The sequence below is a fragment of the Flavobacterium sp. UBA6135 genome, from assembly GCF_002428305.1.
Lineage (GTDB): Bacteria > Bacteroidota > Bacteroidia > Flavobacteriales > Flavobacteriaceae > Flavobacterium.
The window spans coordinates 92,960-114,008 of sequence record NZ_DIVJ01000014.1 but is presented as its reverse complement, the minus strand read 5'-3'; the positions used below and the strand labels follow the sequence as shown (position 1 = coordinate 114,008).

Sequence of the window (21,049 nt, the reverse complement as noted above, 5' to 3'; positions counted from 1 at the left end):
TCGTCTTTCAGCACCCGCTTGACTTCTCGGAATACGTCAACCATGACCCGATTAGCTGTAAGCCTATGAAGACCCCGACCCTGAAACAAACAGATGATAATTGATAGAAAACATTTTGACTTAAACAATAAATGCGTAATTGAAAAATTATACATTAAGACACCATTTAGATATGGTGCAATTTTTCAAAATGAAGCCTGCTTTTTATTTATCAAAGACGGGGAAAGCATACTAAATTCTTCGACAGAGAATTTGAATATTTACGTTTCAGAAAGTGTACTGCTGAAATGCGGTAGCTATTTTGCAGACCTAATTCAAAAATCTGAAAATCAAATTTGTGAAATTTTCGCAATACATCTTCATAAAGACATTCTGAAAGAACTTTACAAAGACGAAGTGCCAAGTTTCATCAAGTCCAATGGTAAAAAATCCTTTGCTCAAAAAATTGAAAGACAAGATATCATCATTCATTTTATTGAAAGCTTGGAGTTCTACTTTCAAAATCCAACTTTGGTGAACGATGAATTGTTGAAACTTAAAATAAAAGAACTTATACTATTACTGCTTCAAACCAATAATGCTGAAAATATTATCAGTTTATTTTCTCATCTTTTTACACCGAGACAAGCAAATTTTAAGGAAGTGATTCAGACACATCTATTTTCAAACATTACTATACCCGAATTAGCAGTGCTTTCCGGTCGCAGTTTATCTGCTTTTAAGAGAGATTTTGAAAGTTATTTCAAAGACACTCCAGCCAATTTTATAAAAGAGCAAAAACTTTTAAAGGCTAATGAGCTACTGCTTACAACGGATTTTTCTGTGAGTGAAATATGTTATGAAGTTGGATTTAGCGACACTTCCCATTTTACCAAACTATTCAGGTTGAAATATAATCTAACACCTTCCGATTTCAGAAAACGTAAAGTTTTTAAATAAACAACTGAACTTCTTTTACTATTTTTTGGACTTTATAACCAAGTCATATTTAATCATAAGTTGCAATTTTGCTTTGAATTTAATAAGCAAGATATGTTTACAAAAAAAAATATGGCTTTCGCCTTTTTTCTGCTACTGTTTCATTATAACGCAGTCTGTCAAAAACTAAAAGTTGGTGACAAATCCCCGGATTTTGAAGCCATAGACACTAATGGCGACACTTTAAAATTAAGTAATTACAAGGGACAAAAAGTAATGATTGCTTTTTTTAGATATGCAGGTTGCCCAGTTTGTAACTTTAGAGTACACGACCTTATTGAAAATTACGATAGTATTCTATCAAAGGGATACAAGATTATTGCAATTTATGAATCAGATAATGTTACATTAAAAGAGTATTTATCAGAAACGAAAGTGCCATTCCCCATAATTGGCGACCCGAATTTGAAACTGTATAAAGAATATGGTGTGCAAAAATCTTTTTGGAAAATGTTGGGTTCAGCTTTCAAGAAACAACCTATGCAAGCTATGAAAAAAGGAGGAAAATTGTTTTCCAAAAAACATAAACGAGATGGTAGTCTTTCAAGAATTCCTGCTGACTTTCTTGTTGATGAAAACGGAATCTTGACAACAGTTCACTATGGAAACAACATTGGAGACCATTTGCCATTAATAGAAATTTTAAAATAATATGATGTTTAATGAGAAATACGGCCCATGGGCAATTATTACAGGTGCTTCTTCTGGTATAGGAAAAGAATTTGCAAATCAACTAGCATCTAAAGGATTAAATCTTGTATTGGTCGCAAGAAGAAATGATAAGTTACTTGATCTATCTGAAAAATTAGAACTAAAATTTAAAATACAAACCAAAGTAATAAAATTAGATTTACTGGAAATTGGGTCCGTTGAAAAAATTATTTTGGAAACGAAGGATTTAAATGTTGGTATGGCTATTTTAAATGCAGGCATGGAAGTTCATGGAAGTTTTCTTTTCAATAATTTAGAAAAGGAAACAAATGTTTTAAGATTAAATGCTATTGTTCCAATGCAATTAGCACATCATTTTGGCAATAAAATGATACAAAGAAAAAAAGGCGGAATAATATTCGTATCATCAACATTCGGACATCAGGCAATTCCATACTTTGCAAATTATTCTGCTAGTAAATCATATATTTTAAACCTTGGTCAAGCATTAAATTACGAATTTAAAAAATCAGGTGTTGATGTTGTTGTATTGTCACCAGGTTTAACCAATACAGAAATGTTAAATGACATGAAGGATGTGAACTTAAAAAAATTGCCTATTTATTTAATGCAAGTTACGCCTGTTGTCAAAAAAGCCCTTCAATCTTTAGGTAAAAATCAAATTATCATACCTGGGTTTTTAAATAATCTCATGGATGTTTTAGGAAAGTTTGCTACACCAAGATGGCTTTTGACCAACGCATTTGGGTTTTTAGTATTTAGAGCGATTAAAAAATAACTATTAAAATATAATGAAAATGAAATATATCAAAATATCCTCTTGGTTTTTAGCCATTTCAATGTTTATGTTCGGAGTTCTTAAATTTGTAGACCCTTTTAAAGGGTGGTACACAGTTCAAGTTGCCAATAGTGGATTAGGACAACTATCATACGCTATGGGTATCATGGGAGAAATAGCAGTAGGGACAACTCTCTTTGTTTGTTTACTCTTTAGACAAAGAATCTCAACTAAACTTTACAATCTTCTGACAGGTTTTTCGTTCGTTACAGTTATTATAATGATGTTGACAGGCGTTTATGTTCACTTACATGCTAAAGTGCCAGCAGATGTTTTGCCTCTTAAAATTAAGCCACCTTATATTCCAATATTCTTTTTATTGGTTGCGTTTTCAAATCTTATATTGACAGCAAGAAATATGCTAAAAGCAAAGCGGACATAAAGGCCTACAGCTAATCGAGTAGACTGCCCTGCCAGAAACTGACAGGGAGAGCCTCTCACACCACCGAGCATACGGGTCACGTACTCGGCGGTTCGCAAAGAGATGGGTTGAGTTGAATGTAGACTTCCGTTAAGGATTCGTATCCTTTTTGTTTTATTTGGCTTTGTTATTGTTTTTTAAAGGACAAATAGAATGCCCGGAAAATCCATATTAATTTCTTTTTTTGTGGTTGGCATTTCAAGCGTTTCAAGGTAATGGTTGTTCCTAAAATGGGACTTTACTCACGCTTTTTTATTGTTTTTTTGGTGTTCGTGAATGCAGAGCATTTGAGCAATCGCCCAACCACCTTTTACTCACGCTTTATTATTGTTTTTTTGGTGTTCGTGAATGCAGAGCATTTCGAGTTCTGCTCCATGCATAGGCGTGGTCTTGGTCAACCCCCAATCGAATCAGGTTTTTTCTTTTTCTTTCCCCTCCCGCCTGCTGGCTCGTTCGCTAAAAATGTCCACCGGACATTTTCTTAACGCTCCGCCCTCCAGTCGTGCCAAATACAGTAGCGGATGCGATTCCGTAGCCAACCATCGATATCTCGTAATTTTCCCATGATATTGGTTCCTCGAAAATAGTTTAACCATCCTCGTTGGATTTCCTTTATCTTGGTTATACGTTCTTCTAGTTTGGCTGGAGTGGTTTTTCGGGTAATACTTTTGAGTCGCATCTTTAGGTTTTTCCATGCCTTTTCGGCTACCACGAGTTGGTATTGATTCTTGCTTCCTTTATTGTAAACGGGCACAAATCCAAAGCCAAGTAACGTAAAGTTAGAGGGTTTTCTAATCCCACTCTTTTCCTTGTTGATGGTTAGTTTGAGCTTGTTCTTGAGGAACTTTTCAATCACTACGTTCGTAGCTTTCGCTTGATTATGGCTCTTGCAGTAGATACTAAAATCATCAGCGTAACGAACGAATTTATGTCCTCTTCGGGTCATTTCTTTATCCAATTGATGGAGTAAGATGTTTGACAATAGTGGACTTTTTCCCTCCCGCCGGCTGGCTCATTCGCTAAAAATGTCCACAGGACATTTTCTTAACGCTCTGCCCTCTTGCGGAACGCCTTTTACTCACGCTTTTTTATTGTTTTTTTGGTGTTCGTGAATGCAAAGCATTTCTTCGTTTTCGTAGCTTTCCATTGATTTTAATCGGTGCTCGAAGCCATTTGCGAATGAGTTGCATCGTGGTTTTGCATTTCACTTTTTGAAATACCAAATTCAACACTAAACAATGGTCAACTTCATCAAAGAAGTTTTTCAGGTCAATATCCACAATGTGGTTCAGTCCTGAATGAATGTAGTCCCGTGCTTGTCCAACGGCTTGTCGGGCATTTTTGTTGGGTCTAAATCCAAAACTGCTGGGTTTGAATTCGGGTTCAAATAAAGGTGCGATGCTTGCAATAAAAAGTAGAATAATTATTTTTATATTCTCTAACCACCAACCATCACCACCTTCTCAAACCTTCCATGATGACTTTTTGAAACCGCCTGTTTTTTATCGTCAAACACCACAAAAGGAATCTCATCAATTTTAAAAAGCTCCTGAGCCAATGGAAGTATGATTACTTGATCAAAGGTTGGAGTTAATAAAGCAATCGTATGAATGGATGTTGCTGTCACTTCCGTTTGTGTGTAAAAAAGTTGGTAATCAAAACGAACCGTTCCCTTTTCAAAATCTTTGGTTGCAATACGTAACGGATAAAAACCTCTAATTCCGTTTTGTTGTCGAATGATTTTATAAACCGCTTCTTTTCTAGTCCATAATGTCCATACGACAGTATCGGGATTAGGAGCTTGTAGGATGTAGTGCTGTTCGTCAGGGGTAAAAATCTTGTCCAAATAGCCCTTACGTCGCCAATTACTTTGACGGGCTGCAAGGTCTAAATCAACAACATCATTACCGATCATTTAGCTTCCAGTTTGGTGGTGATAATTTCTATGGCTGATTTGACATCAATCATACGCTCCATAGACGTATTGTCGATTTCAATAGCAAAAAATTCTTCGATATCCAAAATGACATCAATCAAATTGGCGGAGTTAATTTTTAAATCGTTTATAAAATCCGTGGCTTCCGATAGGTTGGAAAAAGCCTGTTCATCAGTAACATAAGGTTTTACGATGACTTTTAGTTGGTCAATTATTGCTTCTCTTTTCATTTTTTTTACTAAGGTACTAAATTAGGCGTACTTTTTAAATACAACACACGCATTAACATCACCAAAGCCAAAGCTGGCTTTAATAGCGATGGTAAGGTCTTTGACCAGCATTTGTAGAGGTACTTTGATAGGGTCAATGAGAGCCGCTATTTCAGGGTGTAAGTCCGAACAGTTTCGATTGGGGAAAATAAACCCGTGGTGGAGTTGTAAAACGGTAGCGACACATTCAATGCTTCCTGCGGCAGAAAGACAATGGCCTACGGTAGATTTTAGGGAATTGATGGGAGGGAAGTTGGTTCCGGATAAGCCCAGAGCTTCAGACCAGTTTTTGATTTCCAAACTGTCTTTGGAGGTGGCTGTCAAATGCCCGTTGATGGTGTCAATCGCATTAGGTTGAATACCGGTTTGCTGTAAGGCATCGGTAATGCATTTTTGTACGGCAACGGAATTTGGAGCGGTCATGGTGCCTTCGCCTCGTTGGCCTCCGGAATTGATGGTGCCGCCTAAAACTTCTGCATAAATAGTAGCGTTTCTGGCTAGTGCGGATTCTAGATCTTCTAAAACCAAAGCACCGGCTCCACTACCCGGAACAAATCCTGAGGCATTGGCACTCATGGGTCGCGAACCTTCTTCCGGTGTGGTGTTGTGTTTAAAAGTACACACTCGCATAGCATCAAAACCTCCCCAAATGTAAGGACCGCTATCACTAGTGCTTCCCACCAACATGCGTTTGGCTTGTCCGCTACGAATGCGGTCAAACCCCATTAAAAGGCTTTCGGTACCTGTTGTGCAAGCGGAGGAGTTGGTGGTGACTTGGTTGCCCAAACCGAGTTTTCCGGCCAAGTAGGCACTGATGCCGCTGTTCATGGTTTGTGCCACGGCCGTGCTTCCCAATTTACGGGTTTCAAAGTTATCAATCTTATAAATGCTTTCGCGAAATTTATCGATACCCGATGTACCGGTGCCAAAGATGGTGCCGCTATCCCAATCAGGGTCGGGTTGGATTTCAAAAGAAAGACCGGCATCTTTCCAGGCTTGCATACCGGCAATTACGCCATACATGATGCCTGTCGAATTGAAATTACGGAGTTCAAGAGGAGTGAAGTAATTATTTAGTACTTCATTAGTAATTATCGGTTTACCAGTTATTTGGCAAGAGAATTGCAATCGTTCCAATTCCGCATCGTGTCGGATACCGGAGGTTCCGTTTTGGATGGCTTTGGTGAATTCAGAAATACCCACTCCATTGGGGGCTACAACTCCTAATCCGGTGATGACAACACGTTTGTTTTGCATTTTTTTAAAAGTTTAACTTAATGGTTTGCTTTTTTTAAACCACATAGGGTCATAGTTTCTTAGAGAAAGTGATAGACGTTTCACTCAACTAAAGTAAAACATAGCTATGCAACCAAAGACCTAAGCAATAGCGAATAGTCGAAGCAATTGGACTTTCCAACTCCTTTTTTCTATGTCTCCATGTGATTCAAGTTTCAAAGTTCAATACCTATAATTCCATTTCAACTTATCACTTTACAAGCATTCCCGAGATGGTACCACGAGTAACTTCTTCGTTATTGCTATTTAGCATTCGTACGTTACATTTTAATTTTCCGAAACGGAAATAAATTTTCTCTGAAATAACCGTTACCGTTTCATTTGGGTAAACAGGTTTTATAAATTCAATTTCAGAAGAAGTCAGAGCCATTTGTGTAGGATGTTCTTTCTCAGTAAGGTAAATACCCAAACAAACAACACCAATTTGTGCCATAGTTTCTGTTAGAATTACCCCAGGCGTAATGGGATGGTTCTTAAAATGTCCTCGGTAAAAGTCCAAATTGGCGTTAAAGGTAAACGCGCCAGTCACCCCATTCGCATCGATATGAATGATTTCATCCACAAAAAGAAAGGGTTTGGTGTAAGGCAGTTGTTGTATAATGGCTTCTTTATTCATAATGAGCTAAAATTCAATGAGCATACGTTGGGCTGTAAATCCGGGGCCAAAGCTCAGAAGCAAGCCTTTCTCGCCTGACTGGATGTTTTTGTTTAAAAAGCGTTCTAAAACGAACAGTATGGTGGCACTTGACATGTTGCCGTATTGGCGTAAGACTTCTTTGGTGTCGTTGATGTTTTTACCGGATTCGGCAAACAGGTCTTCTACGGTCTTCACGATTTTCTTGCCTCCGGGATGGAAGATGAAATGGTCAATCGCGTCGATAGTGAGTTCGTTTTTCGCCAAAAAGGGATGAATAAACTTTGGGAAATGCTCGCTAATGGTTTCCGGCACTTCAATATCCAAGACCATTTTCAAACCGGAATTGGTGAGTTCAAAGCCCATCATGTGTTCGTTGTCATAAAAATGATACATTGAATCGTCGAGGATAGCCGGACCTTTGTCCGCTTGATGTGACGAAAGCAAAACACAAGCGGCTCCATCACCAAAAATGGCGGCACTGACCATATTAGCCATAGAAAAATCATCGAGTTGTAAGGTAGCAGTAGGACTTTCTACAGTGATCACGGCGGCTTTGGTATTAGGATTGGCTTTGAGGAAGTTTTTGGCATAAATCATCCCTGAAACGCCACCAACGCAACCCATTTCGGTAACGGGCAGTCGTACAATGTCTTGCCGCAATCCCAATTTATTAATAAGGTAAGCATCTAAAGACGGAATCATGATGCCGGTGCAACTCACCGTGATTATGTAATCCAGCTCATCGGGTTGCCACTGGGCTTGCGTTAAGGCTTTTTGAAGCACGTCTTGGCCGAGTTTAATGGCCTCGCGGGCATAGATTTGGTTGCGTGCTTCAAACGAGGTTTTGGTAAATACTTCCTCCGGCTCCATGATGGAGTAGCGACGGTCAACTTGTGCTCCTTCAAAAATCTTTTTCACTTTTTTGACAAAACGAGGTTCTTGATTCTCCAGCCATACTTCTAAAAACGGAAGAATAGCGGCCGTTTCCCTTGAATAAGGCGGAAGTGAAGTTGCAACTGTTATTATTTTTACTGCCATTTTTATTTTTTTTTAATTTGGTTAAAGGGTTAATCGTTTAACCATTTAACCATTTAACCCTTCCAAACAACCCACTGGTACCTAAATGCCCATTTCCATTTAATACTGTGCTTTTCAGCAGAAATGCCACTGGCAAAACCTTCTAATTCCTCTTTCTTAAAACCCCGAAGGATAGAAGTCAACCCGTCCTGACGTGACATGGGATTGAGTCGGAAGACAAAACAAACCAACTGAAACAGCCGGTAGGCCAACTTACTTCTGTGGAGGTCATTGATAACAATTCCAATCCTGCTTTGTCTGCTGAACAAGCTGAGTAGTTTGTCTATTTGGTCGTTTTTAAAATGATGTAACGTTAAGGTGCACAAAACAATATCATAATTCATTTGACTAAACGCTTCAGAAAACAAATCCATACAATAGTAGGTGATATTGGGATAGGTTACCGATAAAGATTTGGCATAATTGATAGTAAAACCGTTAGCATCAATACCAATAAGTTGCCAGTTTAAGTTGTTGTCATTGGCATAATTAGCAAGGGTTCGCAGCATGTCACCGTTACCGCAACCTACATCTACAATCGTGACGGTGTCGCGGCAAGGGTTCTTTACTAATTGTTGTACGCCTTGTAGTGTAAGTTTATTGCCCCCCAACAAGCGGTTGATGCTTGCTATTTTATCCAAAGCTTCTTGCAGTTCAATTCCTTCCATGCTGAAATCATCCATCAATTCTTCTGCTTGTGATCGGTATGTAGTATCAAGATTCATTCGGTAATGGGTTTGCCGTGGGTTTTTGAAATGATATAGGGTACTAATTTAGGAAACGTAATCACGATTCGCATTACAACTTGACTAAAAAAAGTACTAAGTAATAATTTGGACAATAGCTTTCCGGTTTGTATCCTGGATTTAAAGTGATAATTCCATTGGTTGCGATACTTAGCTTCAAAAGTATCGCGGGTAATGTCGTTATTTAAATAGGCTAGGGTGCACTCACTGGCAATTTTAGCACTGTGAATCGCCATAGCCATGCCGTTTCCGCATAACGGATGAATTAAACCAGCAGTGTCGCCCATCATTAAGATGTGGTTTTCCACTTGGGTTTTATTTTCAAATGAAATTTGACTGATGGTCAAAGGTTTGACAAACAGCCTCGTTGTATTTTCTAATATGCCTTTTAAATGAGGGTTTTGTTGGAGAATGTGGGTTTCAAACTCAGGGATGTTTTTGAATTGCTTGAAGGTGTCATATTGCACCAAATAACAGATATTAATGGCATTGTTTTCCACTTTAGAAACGCCGCAATAGCCACCTTCAAAATTGTGAAGAGCCACAACATCGTTCGGAAAGTGACCGCTATAGTGTGCTTTTACCGCAAGCCATGGTGCTTTTTTTTTGATGAAGGTTCGCTCCAAGGTATGGTCTAAGTTGGAGCGTTTACCAAAAGCACCCAATACTACTTTTGCTACATGTGTATCACCGTTTTCAGTAACAAGCACAAATTGGCTATCAGAAAAAGTAGTATTGGTCACCGTTTGATGCACAACCGACACCCCATATTGTACAGCAAGCTGATATAAATGATGGTCTAAAGTAAAGCGACTGATACCAAAACCGCCCAAAGGTAACTTGGCCATTATTGATTTTCCGGAAGGCAGCGAAAGAATCGTGGTGTGAATTTGTGTGGGTTGCAAAACACTAAGATCAATACCCAGTTGCTGCAAGTAGGGGAGCACTTCATTGGAAATAAACTCGCCACAGACTTTGTGTTTGGGGTAGTTGTTTTTTTCAAATAGCGTGACATCGCATCCCTTTTGGGCCAGGTGTATTGCAGCAGTAAGGCCTGCTAAACCACCACCGATAATGGCTATTTGGGATTGGGTAGACACTGGCTTTTTTTTATAAAGATAGGAATTTTTTGGATTTGGTTGGAAGGAGGAAGCAGATGAATGAAGTTACTAGTCATTTTTAGAGGCGAACATTCTGAAATTTTAGTGTATAAGGTATTAGAATGGGATTTATTTTTTATTTTTATAAATGCTAATGGAAGTTTTGATAAACAAACTACTGCTATGTCAATTGTACAACTATGAGTAAATTATTTCGAATTCTTTTTTTATTTCTTTTTGTAGTGTTCCTATTGCCTACGGTTTATTATTTCGTTGTGGGGTTTCCTGAATTTTTGGTTCAAAAAGATTTTGGTTATAAATTATGGTTTGGCCTACACATTGTATCAGGAACTGTTGTTTATGTGATAGCTCCGTTTCAACTTTCCGCTTCTATGAAAAAAGGGATTTCTAAACAACATCCATTGCTCGGTAGAGTATTTCTAGTGGCATCGTTAGTTTGCATCCTTTCGTTATACCTAGCTGTTTTGCCAAACTCATTATGCAAAAGTTGTATTCCTTCACAATATGCTACCACCACATTATGGCTACTGTTTCTTGTATTTGGTTTCTATAGCATTCGAAAGCAAAAAATAATCTACCACCAACGCTTTATGATGAGTGCCTTTATTTGTGCTGCCTATTTTGTTACCGTACGAGTAATAAATCTTATATTCATGGGTTTCTTCCGTTGGATAACCCCAAATGAACATTGGTCGTTACTTGTTTCTGATGTTTCTGTGTGGTTTGTTCCACTTTTGATTGTTTGGGTAATTTGGTGGAGAAAGGATTATAATCGGAGTAAAAGCTTTATCATAAAACAAGAAAAAACATAACGATATCAGATTAAAAAAAAAATTAACAGAACATGTTTTTTGTAAAGGTTTAAAAATTACATTTGCGACTAATTAACAAAAACTATGAGAAATATTAATTTTATAGCACCTTTACTAACTCTAGTTGCAGTTGTTTTATTGGTTAGTTGTGAAGAAGAAGGTAAAATTGAGAGACAATCAGTCCATTGGGACTATGAAAATCCAAATTGGCAAAATGTTGGATATACAGATTGTGGAGGTTCTGTTCAAACGCCTATTAATATTGAGACAGCCAGCACCATAAAGTCTTCTGCATTATTTGATGTGGTTTTTAATTACAACCCATTTATCATGAAGATTGTTGATAATGGACATACGGTTCAGGTTAATAAAAACGGCACCGCAACAAACAGTATAACCATTGACGGGGTTACTTATAATTTCTTGCAATTTCACTATCACACACACAGTGAGCATGAAATAGACGGAAACACAGATGAAATGGAAATTCACTTTGTACACCAAGATCCTATTACGAACAACCTTGCCGTTATTGCCATTATGATTAATGCTGCCGGAAACACAGACAATGCATTTATTCAATCGTATTTGCAAAATTTTCCAAGTTCAGAAAATAATGAAGTTGTAACTTCTACAAGTCTGAATTTAAATGATTTATTACCAAATGACAAAAAATATTTCACCTACACGGGCTCACTTACAACACCCCCTTGTAGTCAAGGTTTAAAATGGGTTATATTAAAAGAAAAAATTACGGTTTCAACCAATCAACTTCATGCTTTTGAACAAAGACACCATATTAATGCTAGACCTATTCAGCCGTTAAATGGTAGAATTGTTTTAGAAAAAATATAATTCATGAGAAATTTATTTTTTTTAATTATTTGCATTTGTTCAACAAGTGTACTTAAAGCACAGGAACCCACAGAAAGCAATGCAAAAACAAATAAGATTGCGTTACGATTTTCTAATGGATTTGCTTTTCCATTTAGTGATTTTAAATCAAGTGAGAAAGCTTCTTTTGGATTTGCAAAAATGGGGTATAAAGGAGCTATTGATTTTTCACATCAACTGAAAAAAAACATTGCAGCAGTTTTAATTGTTGATTTTAACATTCATGCAACTGATGCAGAGAAAATTGCCGCTTCTTATCTTGACTCTAATCCTTCGTATACAAGTGTAGAAGTTAAGAGTGGCAACTATTCTGTTTTGTCTTTATTAGTTGGAGGTGATTATACTGTAGCTTTGAATGCCTCTTTTTACATTCAGGGTCAGGTAGCTTTTGGATTGGCCACAGTAAAAGGTCCTGAAAATCAAATTGAAGTTAGTAGTTCCTCACCCTTTGAAGAATTCAAATCCTCAGGAAGAGCAACTTCATTTGCCTATCAAGGAAAAGCTTCATTTAATTATGCTATCACCACACCGGTTGCTGTAGGTTTGTATACCAGTTATTATGAAACCAATCCTGATTTTAAAGTTGCAGGTAGTTCAATAAAGCAAAAAATCAACAGCTTTTCAACCGGTATCCAACTCACTTACAAGCTTTAATTGAGTACTACGAATTGATTTTATAAACGGAATAAGTGTTGTCTCTTGATTATTTATTAAATTTTAAATGAATTTAAAATATTTAAGAATAAAGTAATCTTAACGAAAAACAAGCTTTTATTCAAACGTTTCCTCAACCTGTAGTACCATTTCTTCCTTCAAAATAGGGTGGAAGAAACAAAGTTGTTCCGCATGAAGGTGAAGGCGGTTTGCTTTGGTGCCGTAAAGGTCATCGCCAACAATAGGAGCATTCAACCCTTTTGGATGGGCTGCATGCACACGAAGTTGGTGGGTTCTGCCTGTAATTGGATAAAAGTATACCAAGGTTTGATTGCCACGGTGTTCAATAACTTCCCATTTTGTTACGGCCGGTTTGCCATAGGTATAACAAACCAATTGATTGGGACGGTTGTCTAAATCAACGCGTAGCGGCAACTCGATAATCCCGTTGGGTTGTTCTATCTTTCCTTCCAGCAAGGCTACATATCGCTTCTTGATGGTTCGTTTGATGAATTGCGATTGCAATTGTTGGTATATTTCACTGCTTTTAGCAATCAATAACAAACCGGAAGTTGACATGTCCAAACGATGTACAATCAAAGGTCCTGTAGCTTCAGGATATCGCGTTTTGATTCGATGATACACCGAATCAGTGATCGTCTTTCCGGGTACGGAAAGAAACTCAGCCGGTTTGTTGATCACAGCAAGATAGTCGTCTTCATATAGGATGGAAATGTCTTTTCCCAAAGCCGGATTTATTTCCAATGGGTTATCATCCATAACAATTCCTTCCAGCATGTGTGCTAAAATGGGCTTGCACTTTCCGGTGCAGGCCGGATAGAATTGTCCGTGTTTACGAACTTCGGATTTGGGCGATTGACCCCACCAAAACTCAGCCAGTGCAATGGGTTTTAATTGGTTTTTAAAGGCATAGTGCAAGAGTTTGGGAGCGGCACATTCTCCGGCACTGGCGGGAGGATTGCCTTCAAAGATGGTTCCCAAGCTTTTGGTTATTCCGTATTGATTTAAAAAAGAATACTGTTCAAACAGTTTTTGTTGCAATTGTGCCGATAGCTGTTTTCGTTCTTCTTTTAAAGCATCTAATTCCGATTGAAAAAGCGTTACGCTCTCTTGAGCTGCAGCAAGCGTGGCAGTCCAATAGTGATTCATCATTTTCAATTGAATGCTTTCCTCCCTGCTTTGTTGGCTCAGTTGTTTTTGAAGGGCTTTGTAGACTTCAAAGCTGTCCTCTTTTTCAGATTTTGCACGCAAGGCGTCACGAAGTTGTTTGTTCTGTTTGGTTGCTTCTTTTTTCTCTAATTTGTCTTTTTCAGCAGCCACTTGTAAAGCAACCCATTGTTTTTTTGCTTCCAAAAAATCAGGGTTCATTGCTAATGCTTCAATTTTTCGGTTGTATTCGTTGAGTATTTTTTCTTCTTTTTTAAAAAAGCCATCCTGCTTCAACATATCAAAAACAGGTGGTACAAAATGTTGGTGTTCATTGCTGTCAGCAAGTTTTCCTGAAAAAGCAGCGAGATAGCCCAATTCACCCTGTTGGTTTTGAACCACTAAAACGCCAAACATCTTACCGATGATTAAACCTTGCTGACCTTCTTTTAAACCAAAGTTATGTTCCCAATCTGTTTGCGTTTCCAGATAATTTTGTAGTTCCGTTGCGGCTATTTTACTGAGCGGATGCGGTTCATAATAAAACGGGAACGTAAACTTTTCAGGAAGCGTAATGGAAGTAACGTCGTGTTTAAAAGTGATAAAATGAGGGTCTTTTTTCATTGCAGTTGTTTCAGTCCTTGTACAGACTTTTCCATTCCATTAACGAAATAAATCCATTCCCGGAATGTTTGGCATGCCTTCTTTGGCAACAGCCGCTAACTCAGCTTCGTTGATTTGTGTAGCCCGCGTGATGGCGTTGTTTATAACCACAACCAAATAGTCTTCCAATTGGTCTTTATCGATTAGTAAATCGGGAGCCACTTCAATTGATTTGATGGTGCGATTTGCGGTAATTGTTACCTTTAAAAGCCCGTCATTGCTTTGTTCATCAATCAAAACATGGTCTAACTGTTTCTTAGTAGCTTCTATTTTTTGTTGGGCTTCTTTAAGTTTACCCATCATTCCCATCAAGTCTCCAAACATGTTAATAATTTTTATATTATTTGAAATGCAAATGTAGTATATTGCATAGTTTTGATAAACTATTTTTTTATGAATTATAAGTTAAGCATTAGTTTAATTTGCGTTATTTTTGCAACCTCTTGTCAAAAAAAGGAGACCACTATGACCGATACCCTTGTTCCGCCACTAGCAGCAAAAAAAGATACCGTGTTGGAAAAACACGGAGACCAACGAATTGACTCCTATTATTGGTTAAACGATCGTGAAAATCCGGAGGTAATTCAATACCTGAAAGACGAAAACGAGTACTATGAGCAAATGACAGCACACACGAAGTCATTTCAAAAAGACTTGTTTGAAGAAATGAAGGCTCGTATTAAGGAAGATGATGAATCGGTTCCCTATTTATATAATGGTTATTATTACATTACACGATTTGAAAAAGGAAAAGAGTATCCTATTTTTTCTCGTAAAAAAGGAAGTCTTACTGGCGAAGAAGAGATTTTGTTCAATTGTAATGAAATGGCAAAAGGACATTCTTATTTTAACTTGAGTGGGCTGAACATTAGTGAGGATAATAAATTAGCTTCTTTTTCTACTGATGTAGTGGGCAGAAGAATTTATACTTTACAAATAAAAAACTTAGAAACCGGAGAAATTCTGGCAGATAAAATAGAAAATGTTTCCGGTGCAGCAGTTTGGGCAAACGACAACAAAACGTTATTTTATACCACAAAAGATGAAGTAACCTTGCGTTCGGATAAAATTCATAAGCATATATTAGGAACAGATGTAAAAAATGATGAATTGGTCTATCATGAAAAAGATGAAACATTCAATAGTTACATTGCTAAAACCAAGACAAAAAAATTCCTGGTGATTAATAGCAGCAGTACCTTAACCACAGAGTTTCAGATTTTAGATGCGAATAAACCGAATGATAAATTCAAGGTTTTTCAACGTAGAACAAGAGGGTTAGAGTACACTATTTCTCATTTTAATGATCATTTTTATATAGTAACCAATAAAGATAAAGCAACCAATTTTAAGGTAATGAAAACGCCTGATAACGCTACTACCAAAGAGAATTGGGTGGATATTATTCCGCATAACGACGCTGTTTTGATTGAAGGAATAGAGATTTTTAAAAACTATTTGGTGGTTGAAGAGCGTTCGAATGGTTTAAATAAAATTCGCATCATGCCATGGAGTGGAGGAGGTGCATATTACTTACCTTTTGAAATAGAAACATATTCTGCGTTTGTGGGGACCAATGTAGATTTTGACACTGAAATTCTTCGTTACGGTTATCAATCGTTGGCAACACCCTATTCGGTTATTGACTTTAACATGCGAACTAAAACGAAAGAAGTTAAAAAAGAACTAGAAGTTTTAGGAGGAAAGTTTGATAAGAATAACTACAAAGAAGAACGCGTTTGGGCAACAGCGACAGACGGAACCAAAGTTCCGATTTCGTTGGTTTATCGCAAAGAAGTGAAGAAAAACGGCAACAATCCGTTGTTGCAATATGCATATGGTTCTTATGGACATTCAATGGACCCCAATTTTGATTCTACTATATTAAGTTTGTTAGACAGAGGATTTATTTATGCTATAGCCCACATTCGTGGTGGCGAAGACATGGGGCGTCAATGGTATGAAGACGGTAAATTATTAAAAAAGAAAAATACGTTTACAGATTTTATAGACTGTTCAAAGTTTTTAATCGAACATAAATATACCAATCCTAAAAAGCTTTATGCACAAGGAGGTTCAGCTGGAGGGCTCTTAATGGGAGCCGTTATTAATATGGCACCGGAGTTGTATAATGGTGTTTTAGCCGGAGTACCATTTGTAGATGTAGTAACCACAATGTTAGACGAAACTATTCCATTAACCACCGGAGAGTATGATGAATGGGGAAATCCGAATGATAAGAAGTATTATGATTACATGAAGTCCTATTCGCCATATGATAACATAAGAGCTCAAAATTATCCTAACATGTATGTATCCACAGGGTTACATGATTCACAAGTACAATATTGGGAACCGGCAAAATGGGTAGCCAAATTGCGTGTTATGAAAACTGATAAAAATTTATTATTCTTAGATACAAACATGGACGCGGGTCATGGCGGGGCTTCAGGCCGTTTTGAGTCGTTGAAAGAACTGGCCAAAGAATTTAGTTTTTTATTAGATTTGGAAGGAATTAAGGAGTAATTAAAAAAATTTTATACATTTGCAAAGTTATGAGGTATCCAAAATTTTTATTTAAATTTTACCTTGACTAACCTATTTTTTATGAAAGAACATATAAAAGCTTACAATAGTGTGTTGGACTTAATAGGGAATACCCCGTTAATAAAGCTCAACAAAGTCACAGCAAATTTGGAAGGTAATTATTATGCAAAAGTAGAGGCTTTTAACCCGGGTCATTCTACTAAAGATAGAATAGCACTTTATATTATTGAAGAAGCTGAGCGTCAGGGACTACTTTCACCGGGTGATACTATCATAGAAACAACTTCAGGAAATACCGGTTTTAGCTTGGCTATGGTTAGTATTATCAAAGGCTACAATTGTATTTTGGCCGTTAGTTCGAAATCATCAAGAGATAAGATTGATATGTTACGCAGTATGGGTGCCAAGGTTTATGTTTGTCCGGCTCACGTTTCTGCTGATGATGAGCGTTCGTACTACAACGTAGCCAAACGTTTGCATGAAGAAACAAAAGGTTCGATTTATATTAATCAATATTTTAATCAATTGAATATTGATGCTCATTATAAAACTACCGGCCCGGAGATTTGGGAACAAACCAACGGGAAAATTACCCATTTAATCGCTTGTAGCGGAACGGGAGGTACACTTTCAGGTGCTGCAAAGTATTTAAAAGAAAAAAATCCAAACATTCGAATTTTAGGTGTTGATGCTTATGGTTCTGTATTAAAGAAATACCATGAAACCAAAGAGTTTGATAGTGAAGAAATTTATCCTTACCGTATTGAAGGTTTAGGAAAGAATTTAATTCCAACAGCAACTGATTTTGATGTTATAGATAAATTTATCAAAGTAACAGACGAAGAGAGTGCTCACACTACTAGAGAAATTGCCGTAAAAGAAGGGCTTTTTGTCGGATATACTTCAGGAGCAGTGGTTCAAGCCATTCGTCAATTTGCTGAAGAAGGAGAGTTTGATTCCAATTCTAATGTTATAGCCATTTTCCCTGATCACGGTTCTCGTTATATGAGTAAAGTCTTTAGTGATGATTGGATGAGCGAACAAGGATTTTTTGACAGTGTGAACATGGAGGAAGTTCAGAAGATTGAATTTATTAAGTAAGGAAGAGAAAGATAGTACATATTGAAAAAAAATATAGTATTTTTTTCTAATTACTAACTCATCTTTATTAAAATATTTATATAATTTTTTTAATTACTCTTAGTTTATGGGTATGTTTATTTAATTCTGCATTGTATATGCCCAAATGATCAAGCCTGTCAATTCTAACTTTTCCACTAGCATGAATAATGTAGTTATCATTCATTATAATTCCAACGTGAATAATTTTACCATCTTCGTTGTCAAAAAAGGCTAAATCACCTGGCTCACTTTCTTCAATAAAACTTAAAGGTTCTCCTTGTAAAGCTTGTTGTGATGCATCTCTTGATAATTTATATCCATTTAGTTTGTAAACCATTTGTGTAAAACCGGAGCAATCAATACCGAAAGGTGTTTTTCCACCCCATAAGTAGGGAGCATTCAAATATAAAAAAGCTGTTTTTATTAATTCTGATTTTGGTTTAATTCCAATTACTTTCATTCCTTCAAAAGCAAAACTTTTTTTGTTTATGCTTTCAATTATTAAAAAGGATAAAGAAGCTCCTAAAGGAACAGGTATCAACAAATTATCAGGATTAGTTATAAATTCAACCAAATCTGCAGATAAAATTTGATCGTTATTTGAAAGTTCATCATACTCAAATTCAGTAATTACTTGGCATTGTTTTTGGTCAATCCAACCTTCATAGGTGTCAAAATGAACTCTGATTTTGAACCATTGTTTGTGTGATTCTAAAATTTCAAAATGGTCACCAAACAAAAGTTGTGAAACTAATTCACTTCTGTCATTAGGTTCAATTCGTATGGGAACAATGGCTAAATTACAAATTCCGAACATTAACGATTTTCTACAAATTTAGTTAGATTTTTTCAATAACTATTGCAGAGGCACCTCCACCGCCATTACAAATTGCAGCAGCACCATATTTAGCATTGTTTTGATCTAAAACATTCAACAGTGTGATAATAATTCTTACTCCAGAACATCCAAGAGGATGGCCTAAAGAAACAGCACCACCATTAACATTTATTTTATCTGTAGAAAGACCTAAAATTTTAGCATTAGCTAATCCAACTACTGCAAAGGCCTCGTTAAACTCAAAATAATCAATTTCACTAATAGATAATTTAGCATTATCTAATGCTTTTGGTAACGCTTTTGCAGGAGCTGTTGTGAACCATTTTGGTTCTTGAGCAGCATCTGCATAGCCTGAAACATAAGCCAATGGCTTTACTCCTAATGCTTTTGCTTTTTCTTCACTCATCAATACAACAGCACCGGCACCGTCATTAATTGTTGAAGCATTAGCAGCAGTAACACTACCATCTTTGGTGAAAACCGGATTTAAACTTGGGATTTTATCTAATTTTACATTCGTAAATTCTTCGTCTGTTGTTACCATGACTGGTTCTCCTCTTCGTTGCGGAACAGCAACGGGAACTACTTCGTTTGAGAATTTACCTTCGCTCCATGCCTTTGCTGAACGTTCATACGATTGAATTGCGAAGTCATCTTGTTCTTCTCTTGATATTTTATATTCAGAGGCACATAAATCTGCACAAACACCCATAGCGTTATTGTCGTAGGCATCCGTTAAACCATCTTTTTGCATTCCGTCTATCAAGGAAGTGGGACCAAATTTATACCCATTTCTTAAATGAACATAATGAGGTATTAAACTCATGTTTTCCATACCTCCGGCAACAATAATTTCAGCATCACCGCTTTTTATGGCTTGAGCACCCATCATTACTGCTTTCATGCCTGACGCACAAACTTTATTAATTGTAGTACACGCAACTGTGTTTGGTAAACCTGCCAATATAGCTGCTTGTCTTGCGGGAGCTTGTCCAACTCCTGCTTGAATCACATTCCCCATTAAAACCTCATCGACCAATTTAGGATCTAGATTGATTTTATCTAAGGCACCTTTGATAGCAATAGCCCCTAATTGTGGTGCTGATACAGTGGATAAACTTCCCATGAAACTTCCAATTGGAGTTCTTGCGGCTGATACAATTACTACTTTCATATTGTTATTTGTTATGTTGTCTGTTTAGATTGCGAAATTAATTATTTTTAGACTATTTTTTTGCATTTTGTTTACTTAATTTAAGGATGGAACAAATTGATTATAAAATTTATAAAAACTATTAAATTTAAATTTTCATAGAAATCTGACTTAAAGACAATTAAAGTATAATTAAATAAAACTTTAAAAAAACAAGTAAAAATTCTTGTAAAGTATAGAATGAAACGTTACATTTGCAACCGCAAAAAAGTTGAGTTCTTATTAGAATTTAGGAGAGGTGCCGGAGTGGTAACGGAGCAGATTGCTAATCTGTCGACGGGTAACTGTCGCCAGGGTTCGAGTCCCTGTCTCTCCGCTTTTTTTCGGGGTGTAGCGTAGCCCGGTTATCGCGCCTGCTTTGGGAGCAGGAGGCCGCAGGTTCGAATCCTGCCACCCCGACAAATGGCCCAGTAGCTCAGCTGGATAGAGCAACTGCCTTCTAAGCAGTAGGTCTCAGGTTCGAATCCTGACTGGGTCACTTTAAAAGCTTCGTTTTACGAGGCTTTTTTTGTTTAATATAGTCATTCATCGATTTTCTATGCTTTTTAATTAAAGTTTTCTTTTTGTTTTAATAAATAGTATAATTTAGTATGCTTTTTAAAATTTAGTAGTCCCCAAATTGCTACAATTAATTTTATGGAAAGGTTGTAACTATGACACCTGAGGAAAAATTAAATATAATTAACCGTTTAAATGCTTTAGAGCTTCTTCAAAAGAAAAATTTAGAAGAGGTTACTGCATTGAAAAATTATCTTAAGGAGAATCCCTTATTGGTTGAAGATTGGTCAGATTTAAATAGCATAAGCGGCTATTATATCGACAGCTTTTCTAAAGTTGAAATTTATCACAACAGACCTACTAACGAAGAAAACAGAAATGTTTTTGCTACCGAAAGCCAAGCAAAAGCTGCTTTAGCAAAAGCACAATTATCACAGCTTTTACAATCATTCAGAAGTGGTTGGCACAAAAGCTTGCCCAATTATGTTTTATTACCTGAATTAATTGACGGAGAAGTAAAACCTTATATTGGTCAAGGTGTTTTTCCACAATTTTTAGCTTTTAGAAGCAGAGAAAAAGCTGTTTTATTTTATGCAGCTCATAAAAAGTTAATTCATGAATTCTGGTCAGAGTTTTTTGATTAGTTTATC

At 36.8% G+C, this 21,049-nt stretch carries 23 protein-coding genes and 3 tRNA genes; 13 read left to right on the top strand and 13 right to left on the bottom strand.

Annotated elements, in window-relative coordinates:
- Positions 1–93: 93 nt before the first annotated feature.
- The 4 genes from B3L86_RS04635 to B3L86_RS04620 all read left to right on the top strand — a co-directional run bounded on the left by B3L86_RS04635 (position 94) and on the right by B3L86_RS04620 (position 2,870).
- A complete protein-coding gene (locus B3L86_RS04635) occupies positions 94–939 on the top strand; it encodes a helix-turn-helix domain-containing protein (RefSeq protein ID WP_291115552.1) in 846 nt (281 codons plus the stop codon).
- Positions 940–1,032: 93 nt separating this feature from the next.
- Positions 1,033–1,629: a peroxiredoxin family protein gene (locus tag B3L86_RS04630; protein WP_291115550.1), complete on the top strand. Its 597-nt coding sequence runs from the start codon at positions 1,033–1,035 to the stop codon at positions 1,627–1,629.
- A gap of 1 nt (position 1,630) precedes the next feature.
- Positions 1,631–2,428, top strand: coding sequence for an SDR family NAD(P)-dependent oxidoreductase (locus tag B3L86_RS04625; protein ID WP_291115548.1), 798 nt, complete (start codon positions 1,631–1,633; stop codon positions 2,426–2,428).
- Positions 2,429–2,447: 19 nt separating this feature from the next.
- Complete coding sequence (locus tag B3L86_RS04620; RefSeq protein ID WP_291115545.1) at positions 2,448–2,870, top strand: hypothetical protein; 423 nt, start codon at positions 2,448–2,450, stop codon at positions 2,868–2,870.
- A 520-nt stretch (positions 2,871–3,390) separates the two neighbouring features.
- Here the strand turns inward: B3L86_RS04620 and B3L86_RS04615 are convergent.
- From B3L86_RS04615 to B3L86_RS04575, 9 genes are all read right to left on the bottom strand, one after another.
- Positions 3,391–3,891, bottom strand: coding sequence for a group II intron maturase-specific domain-containing protein (locus B3L86_RS04615; protein ID WP_291115542.1), 501 nt, complete (start codon positions 3,889–3,891; stop codon positions 3,391–3,393).
- Between the two features lie 106 nt (positions 3,892–3,997).
- Positions 3,998–4,309 (bottom strand): reverse transcriptase domain-containing protein, encoded by a 312-nt coding sequence (locus B3L86_RS04610; protein WP_291115555.1) that lies wholly within the window; start codon positions 4,307–4,309, stop codon positions 3,998–4,000.
- 38 nt (positions 4,310–4,347) lie between these two features.
- A complete protein-coding gene (locus B3L86_RS04605) occupies positions 4,348–4,824 on the bottom strand; it encodes a 4'-phosphopantetheinyl transferase family protein (protein WP_291115539.1) in 477 nt (158 codons plus the stop codon).
- A complete protein-coding gene (locus tag B3L86_RS04600; RefSeq protein ID WP_291115536.1) occupies positions 4,821–5,075 on the bottom strand; it encodes an acyl carrier protein in 255 nt (84 codons plus the stop codon). Before B3L86_RS04600 ends, B3L86_RS04605 begins: the two co-directional genes overlap by 4 nt.
- Positions 5,076–5,096: 21 nt before the next feature.
- Positions 5,097–6,371, bottom strand: coding sequence for a beta-ketoacyl-[acyl-carrier-protein] synthase family protein (locus tag B3L86_RS04595; RefSeq protein ID WP_291115534.1), 1,275 nt, complete (start codon positions 6,369–6,371; stop codon positions 5,097–5,099).
- A gap of 229 nt (positions 6,372–6,600) precedes the next feature.
- On the bottom strand, positions 6,601–7,026 hold the full coding sequence (locus tag B3L86_RS04590; protein ID WP_291115531.1) for a 3-hydroxyacyl-ACP dehydratase FabZ family protein: 426 nt from the start codon (positions 7,024–7,026) through the stop codon (positions 6,601–6,603).
- Between the two features lie 6 nt (positions 7,027–7,032).
- Positions 7,033–8,085 (bottom strand): type III polyketide synthase, encoded by a 1,053-nt coding sequence (locus B3L86_RS04585; RefSeq protein WP_291115528.1) that lies wholly within the window; start codon positions 8,083–8,085, stop codon positions 7,033–7,035.
- A 53-nt stretch (positions 8,086–8,138) separates the two neighbouring features.
- Positions 8,139–8,849, bottom strand: coding sequence for a methyltransferase domain-containing protein (locus B3L86_RS04580; RefSeq protein WP_291115525.1), 711 nt, complete (start codon positions 8,847–8,849; stop codon positions 8,139–8,141).
- Positions 8,846–9,970, bottom strand: a complete 1,125-nt coding sequence (locus tag B3L86_RS04575) for an NAD(P)/FAD-dependent oxidoreductase (RefSeq protein ID WP_291115522.1) — start codon at positions 9,968–9,970, stop codon at positions 8,846–8,848. Before B3L86_RS04575 ends, B3L86_RS04580 begins: the two co-directional genes overlap by 4 nt.
- Before the next feature lie 200 nt (positions 9,971–10,170).
- Between B3L86_RS04575 and B3L86_RS04570 the strand changes: the two genes are divergently transcribed.
- The 3 genes from B3L86_RS04570 to B3L86_RS04560 all read left to right on the top strand — a co-directional run bounded on the left by B3L86_RS04570 (position 10,171) and on the right by B3L86_RS04560 (position 12,351).
- Positions 10,171–10,803: a DUF2306 domain-containing protein gene (locus tag B3L86_RS04570; RefSeq protein ID WP_291115519.1), complete on the top strand. Its 633-nt coding sequence runs from the start codon at positions 10,171–10,173 to the stop codon at positions 10,801–10,803.
- An 84-nt stretch (positions 10,804–10,887) separates the two neighbouring features.
- Positions 10,888–11,658: a carbonic anhydrase gene (locus tag B3L86_RS04565; RefSeq protein ID WP_291115516.1), complete on the top strand. Its 771-nt coding sequence runs from the start codon at positions 10,888–10,890 to the stop codon at positions 11,656–11,658.
- 3 nt (positions 11,659–11,661) lie between these two features.
- Complete coding sequence (locus B3L86_RS04560) at positions 11,662–12,351, top strand: hypothetical protein (RefSeq protein ID WP_291115513.1); 690 nt, start codon at positions 11,662–11,664, stop codon at positions 12,349–12,351.
- Between the two features lie 117 nt (positions 12,352–12,468).
- On the opposite strand, the gene B3L86_RS04555 is transcribed toward B3L86_RS04560, so the two are convergent.
- Both B3L86_RS04555 and B3L86_RS04550 read right to left on the bottom strand, forming a co-directional pair.
- Positions 12,469–14,142 (bottom strand): pseudouridine synthase, encoded by a 1,674-nt coding sequence (locus B3L86_RS04555; protein ID WP_291115510.1) that lies wholly within the window; start codon positions 14,140–14,142, stop codon positions 12,469–12,471.
- A 39-nt stretch (positions 14,143–14,181) separates the two neighbouring features.
- Complete coding sequence (locus B3L86_RS04550; protein WP_291115506.1) at positions 14,182–14,505, bottom strand: YbaB/EbfC family nucleoid-associated protein; 324 nt, start codon at positions 14,503–14,505, stop codon at positions 14,182–14,184.
- Between the two features lie 141 nt (positions 14,506–14,646).
- On the opposite strand from B3L86_RS04550, the gene B3L86_RS04545 reads away from it, so the two are divergent.
- The gene (locus B3L86_RS04545) at positions 14,647–16,707 is read left to right on the top strand and encodes a S9 family peptidase (RefSeq protein WP_291115503.1); all 2,061 of its coding nucleotides are present in this window, start codon (positions 14,647–14,649) and stop codon (positions 16,705–16,707) included.
- 81 nt (positions 16,708–16,788) lie between these two features.
- Positions 16,789–17,829, top strand: a complete 1,041-nt coding sequence (locus tag B3L86_RS04540; protein ID WP_291115499.1) for a PLP-dependent cysteine synthase family protein — start codon at positions 16,789–16,791, stop codon at positions 17,827–17,829.
- Positions 17,830–17,905: 76 nt separating this feature from the next.
- Here B3L86_RS04540 and B3L86_RS04535 read toward each other — a convergent pair whose 3' ends face one another.
- The gene (locus B3L86_RS04535) at positions 17,906–18,667 is read right to left on the bottom strand and encodes a C40 family peptidase (protein WP_291115496.1); all 762 of its coding nucleotides are present in this window, start codon (positions 18,665–18,667) and stop codon (positions 17,906–17,908) included.
- A gap of 22 nt (positions 18,668–18,689) precedes the next feature.
- A complete protein-coding gene (locus B3L86_RS04530) occupies positions 18,690–19,862 on the bottom strand; it encodes an acetyl-CoA C-acyltransferase (RefSeq protein ID WP_291115494.1) in 1,173 nt (390 codons plus the stop codon).
- 271 nt (positions 19,863–20,133) lie between these two features.
- Between B3L86_RS04530 and B3L86_RS04525 the strand changes: the two genes are divergently transcribed.
- From B3L86_RS04525 to B3L86_RS04510, 4 genes are all read left to right on the top strand, one after another.
- Positions 20,134–20,217 (top strand) — tRNA-Ser (locus B3L86_RS04525).
- An 8-nt stretch (positions 20,218–20,225) separates the two neighbouring features.
- Positions 20,226–20,300, top strand: a tRNA-Pro gene (locus tag B3L86_RS04520).
- Positions 20,301–20,305: 5 nt separating this feature from the next.
- Positions 20,306–20,379, top strand: a tRNA-Arg gene (locus B3L86_RS04515).
- Positions 20,380–20,554: 175 nt separating this feature from the next.
- On the top strand, positions 20,555–21,043 hold the full coding sequence (locus B3L86_RS04510) for a hypothetical protein (protein ID WP_291115491.1): 489 nt from the start codon (positions 20,555–20,557) through the stop codon (positions 21,041–21,043).
- The last annotated feature ends 6 nt before the right edge of the window (positions 21,044–21,049 follow it).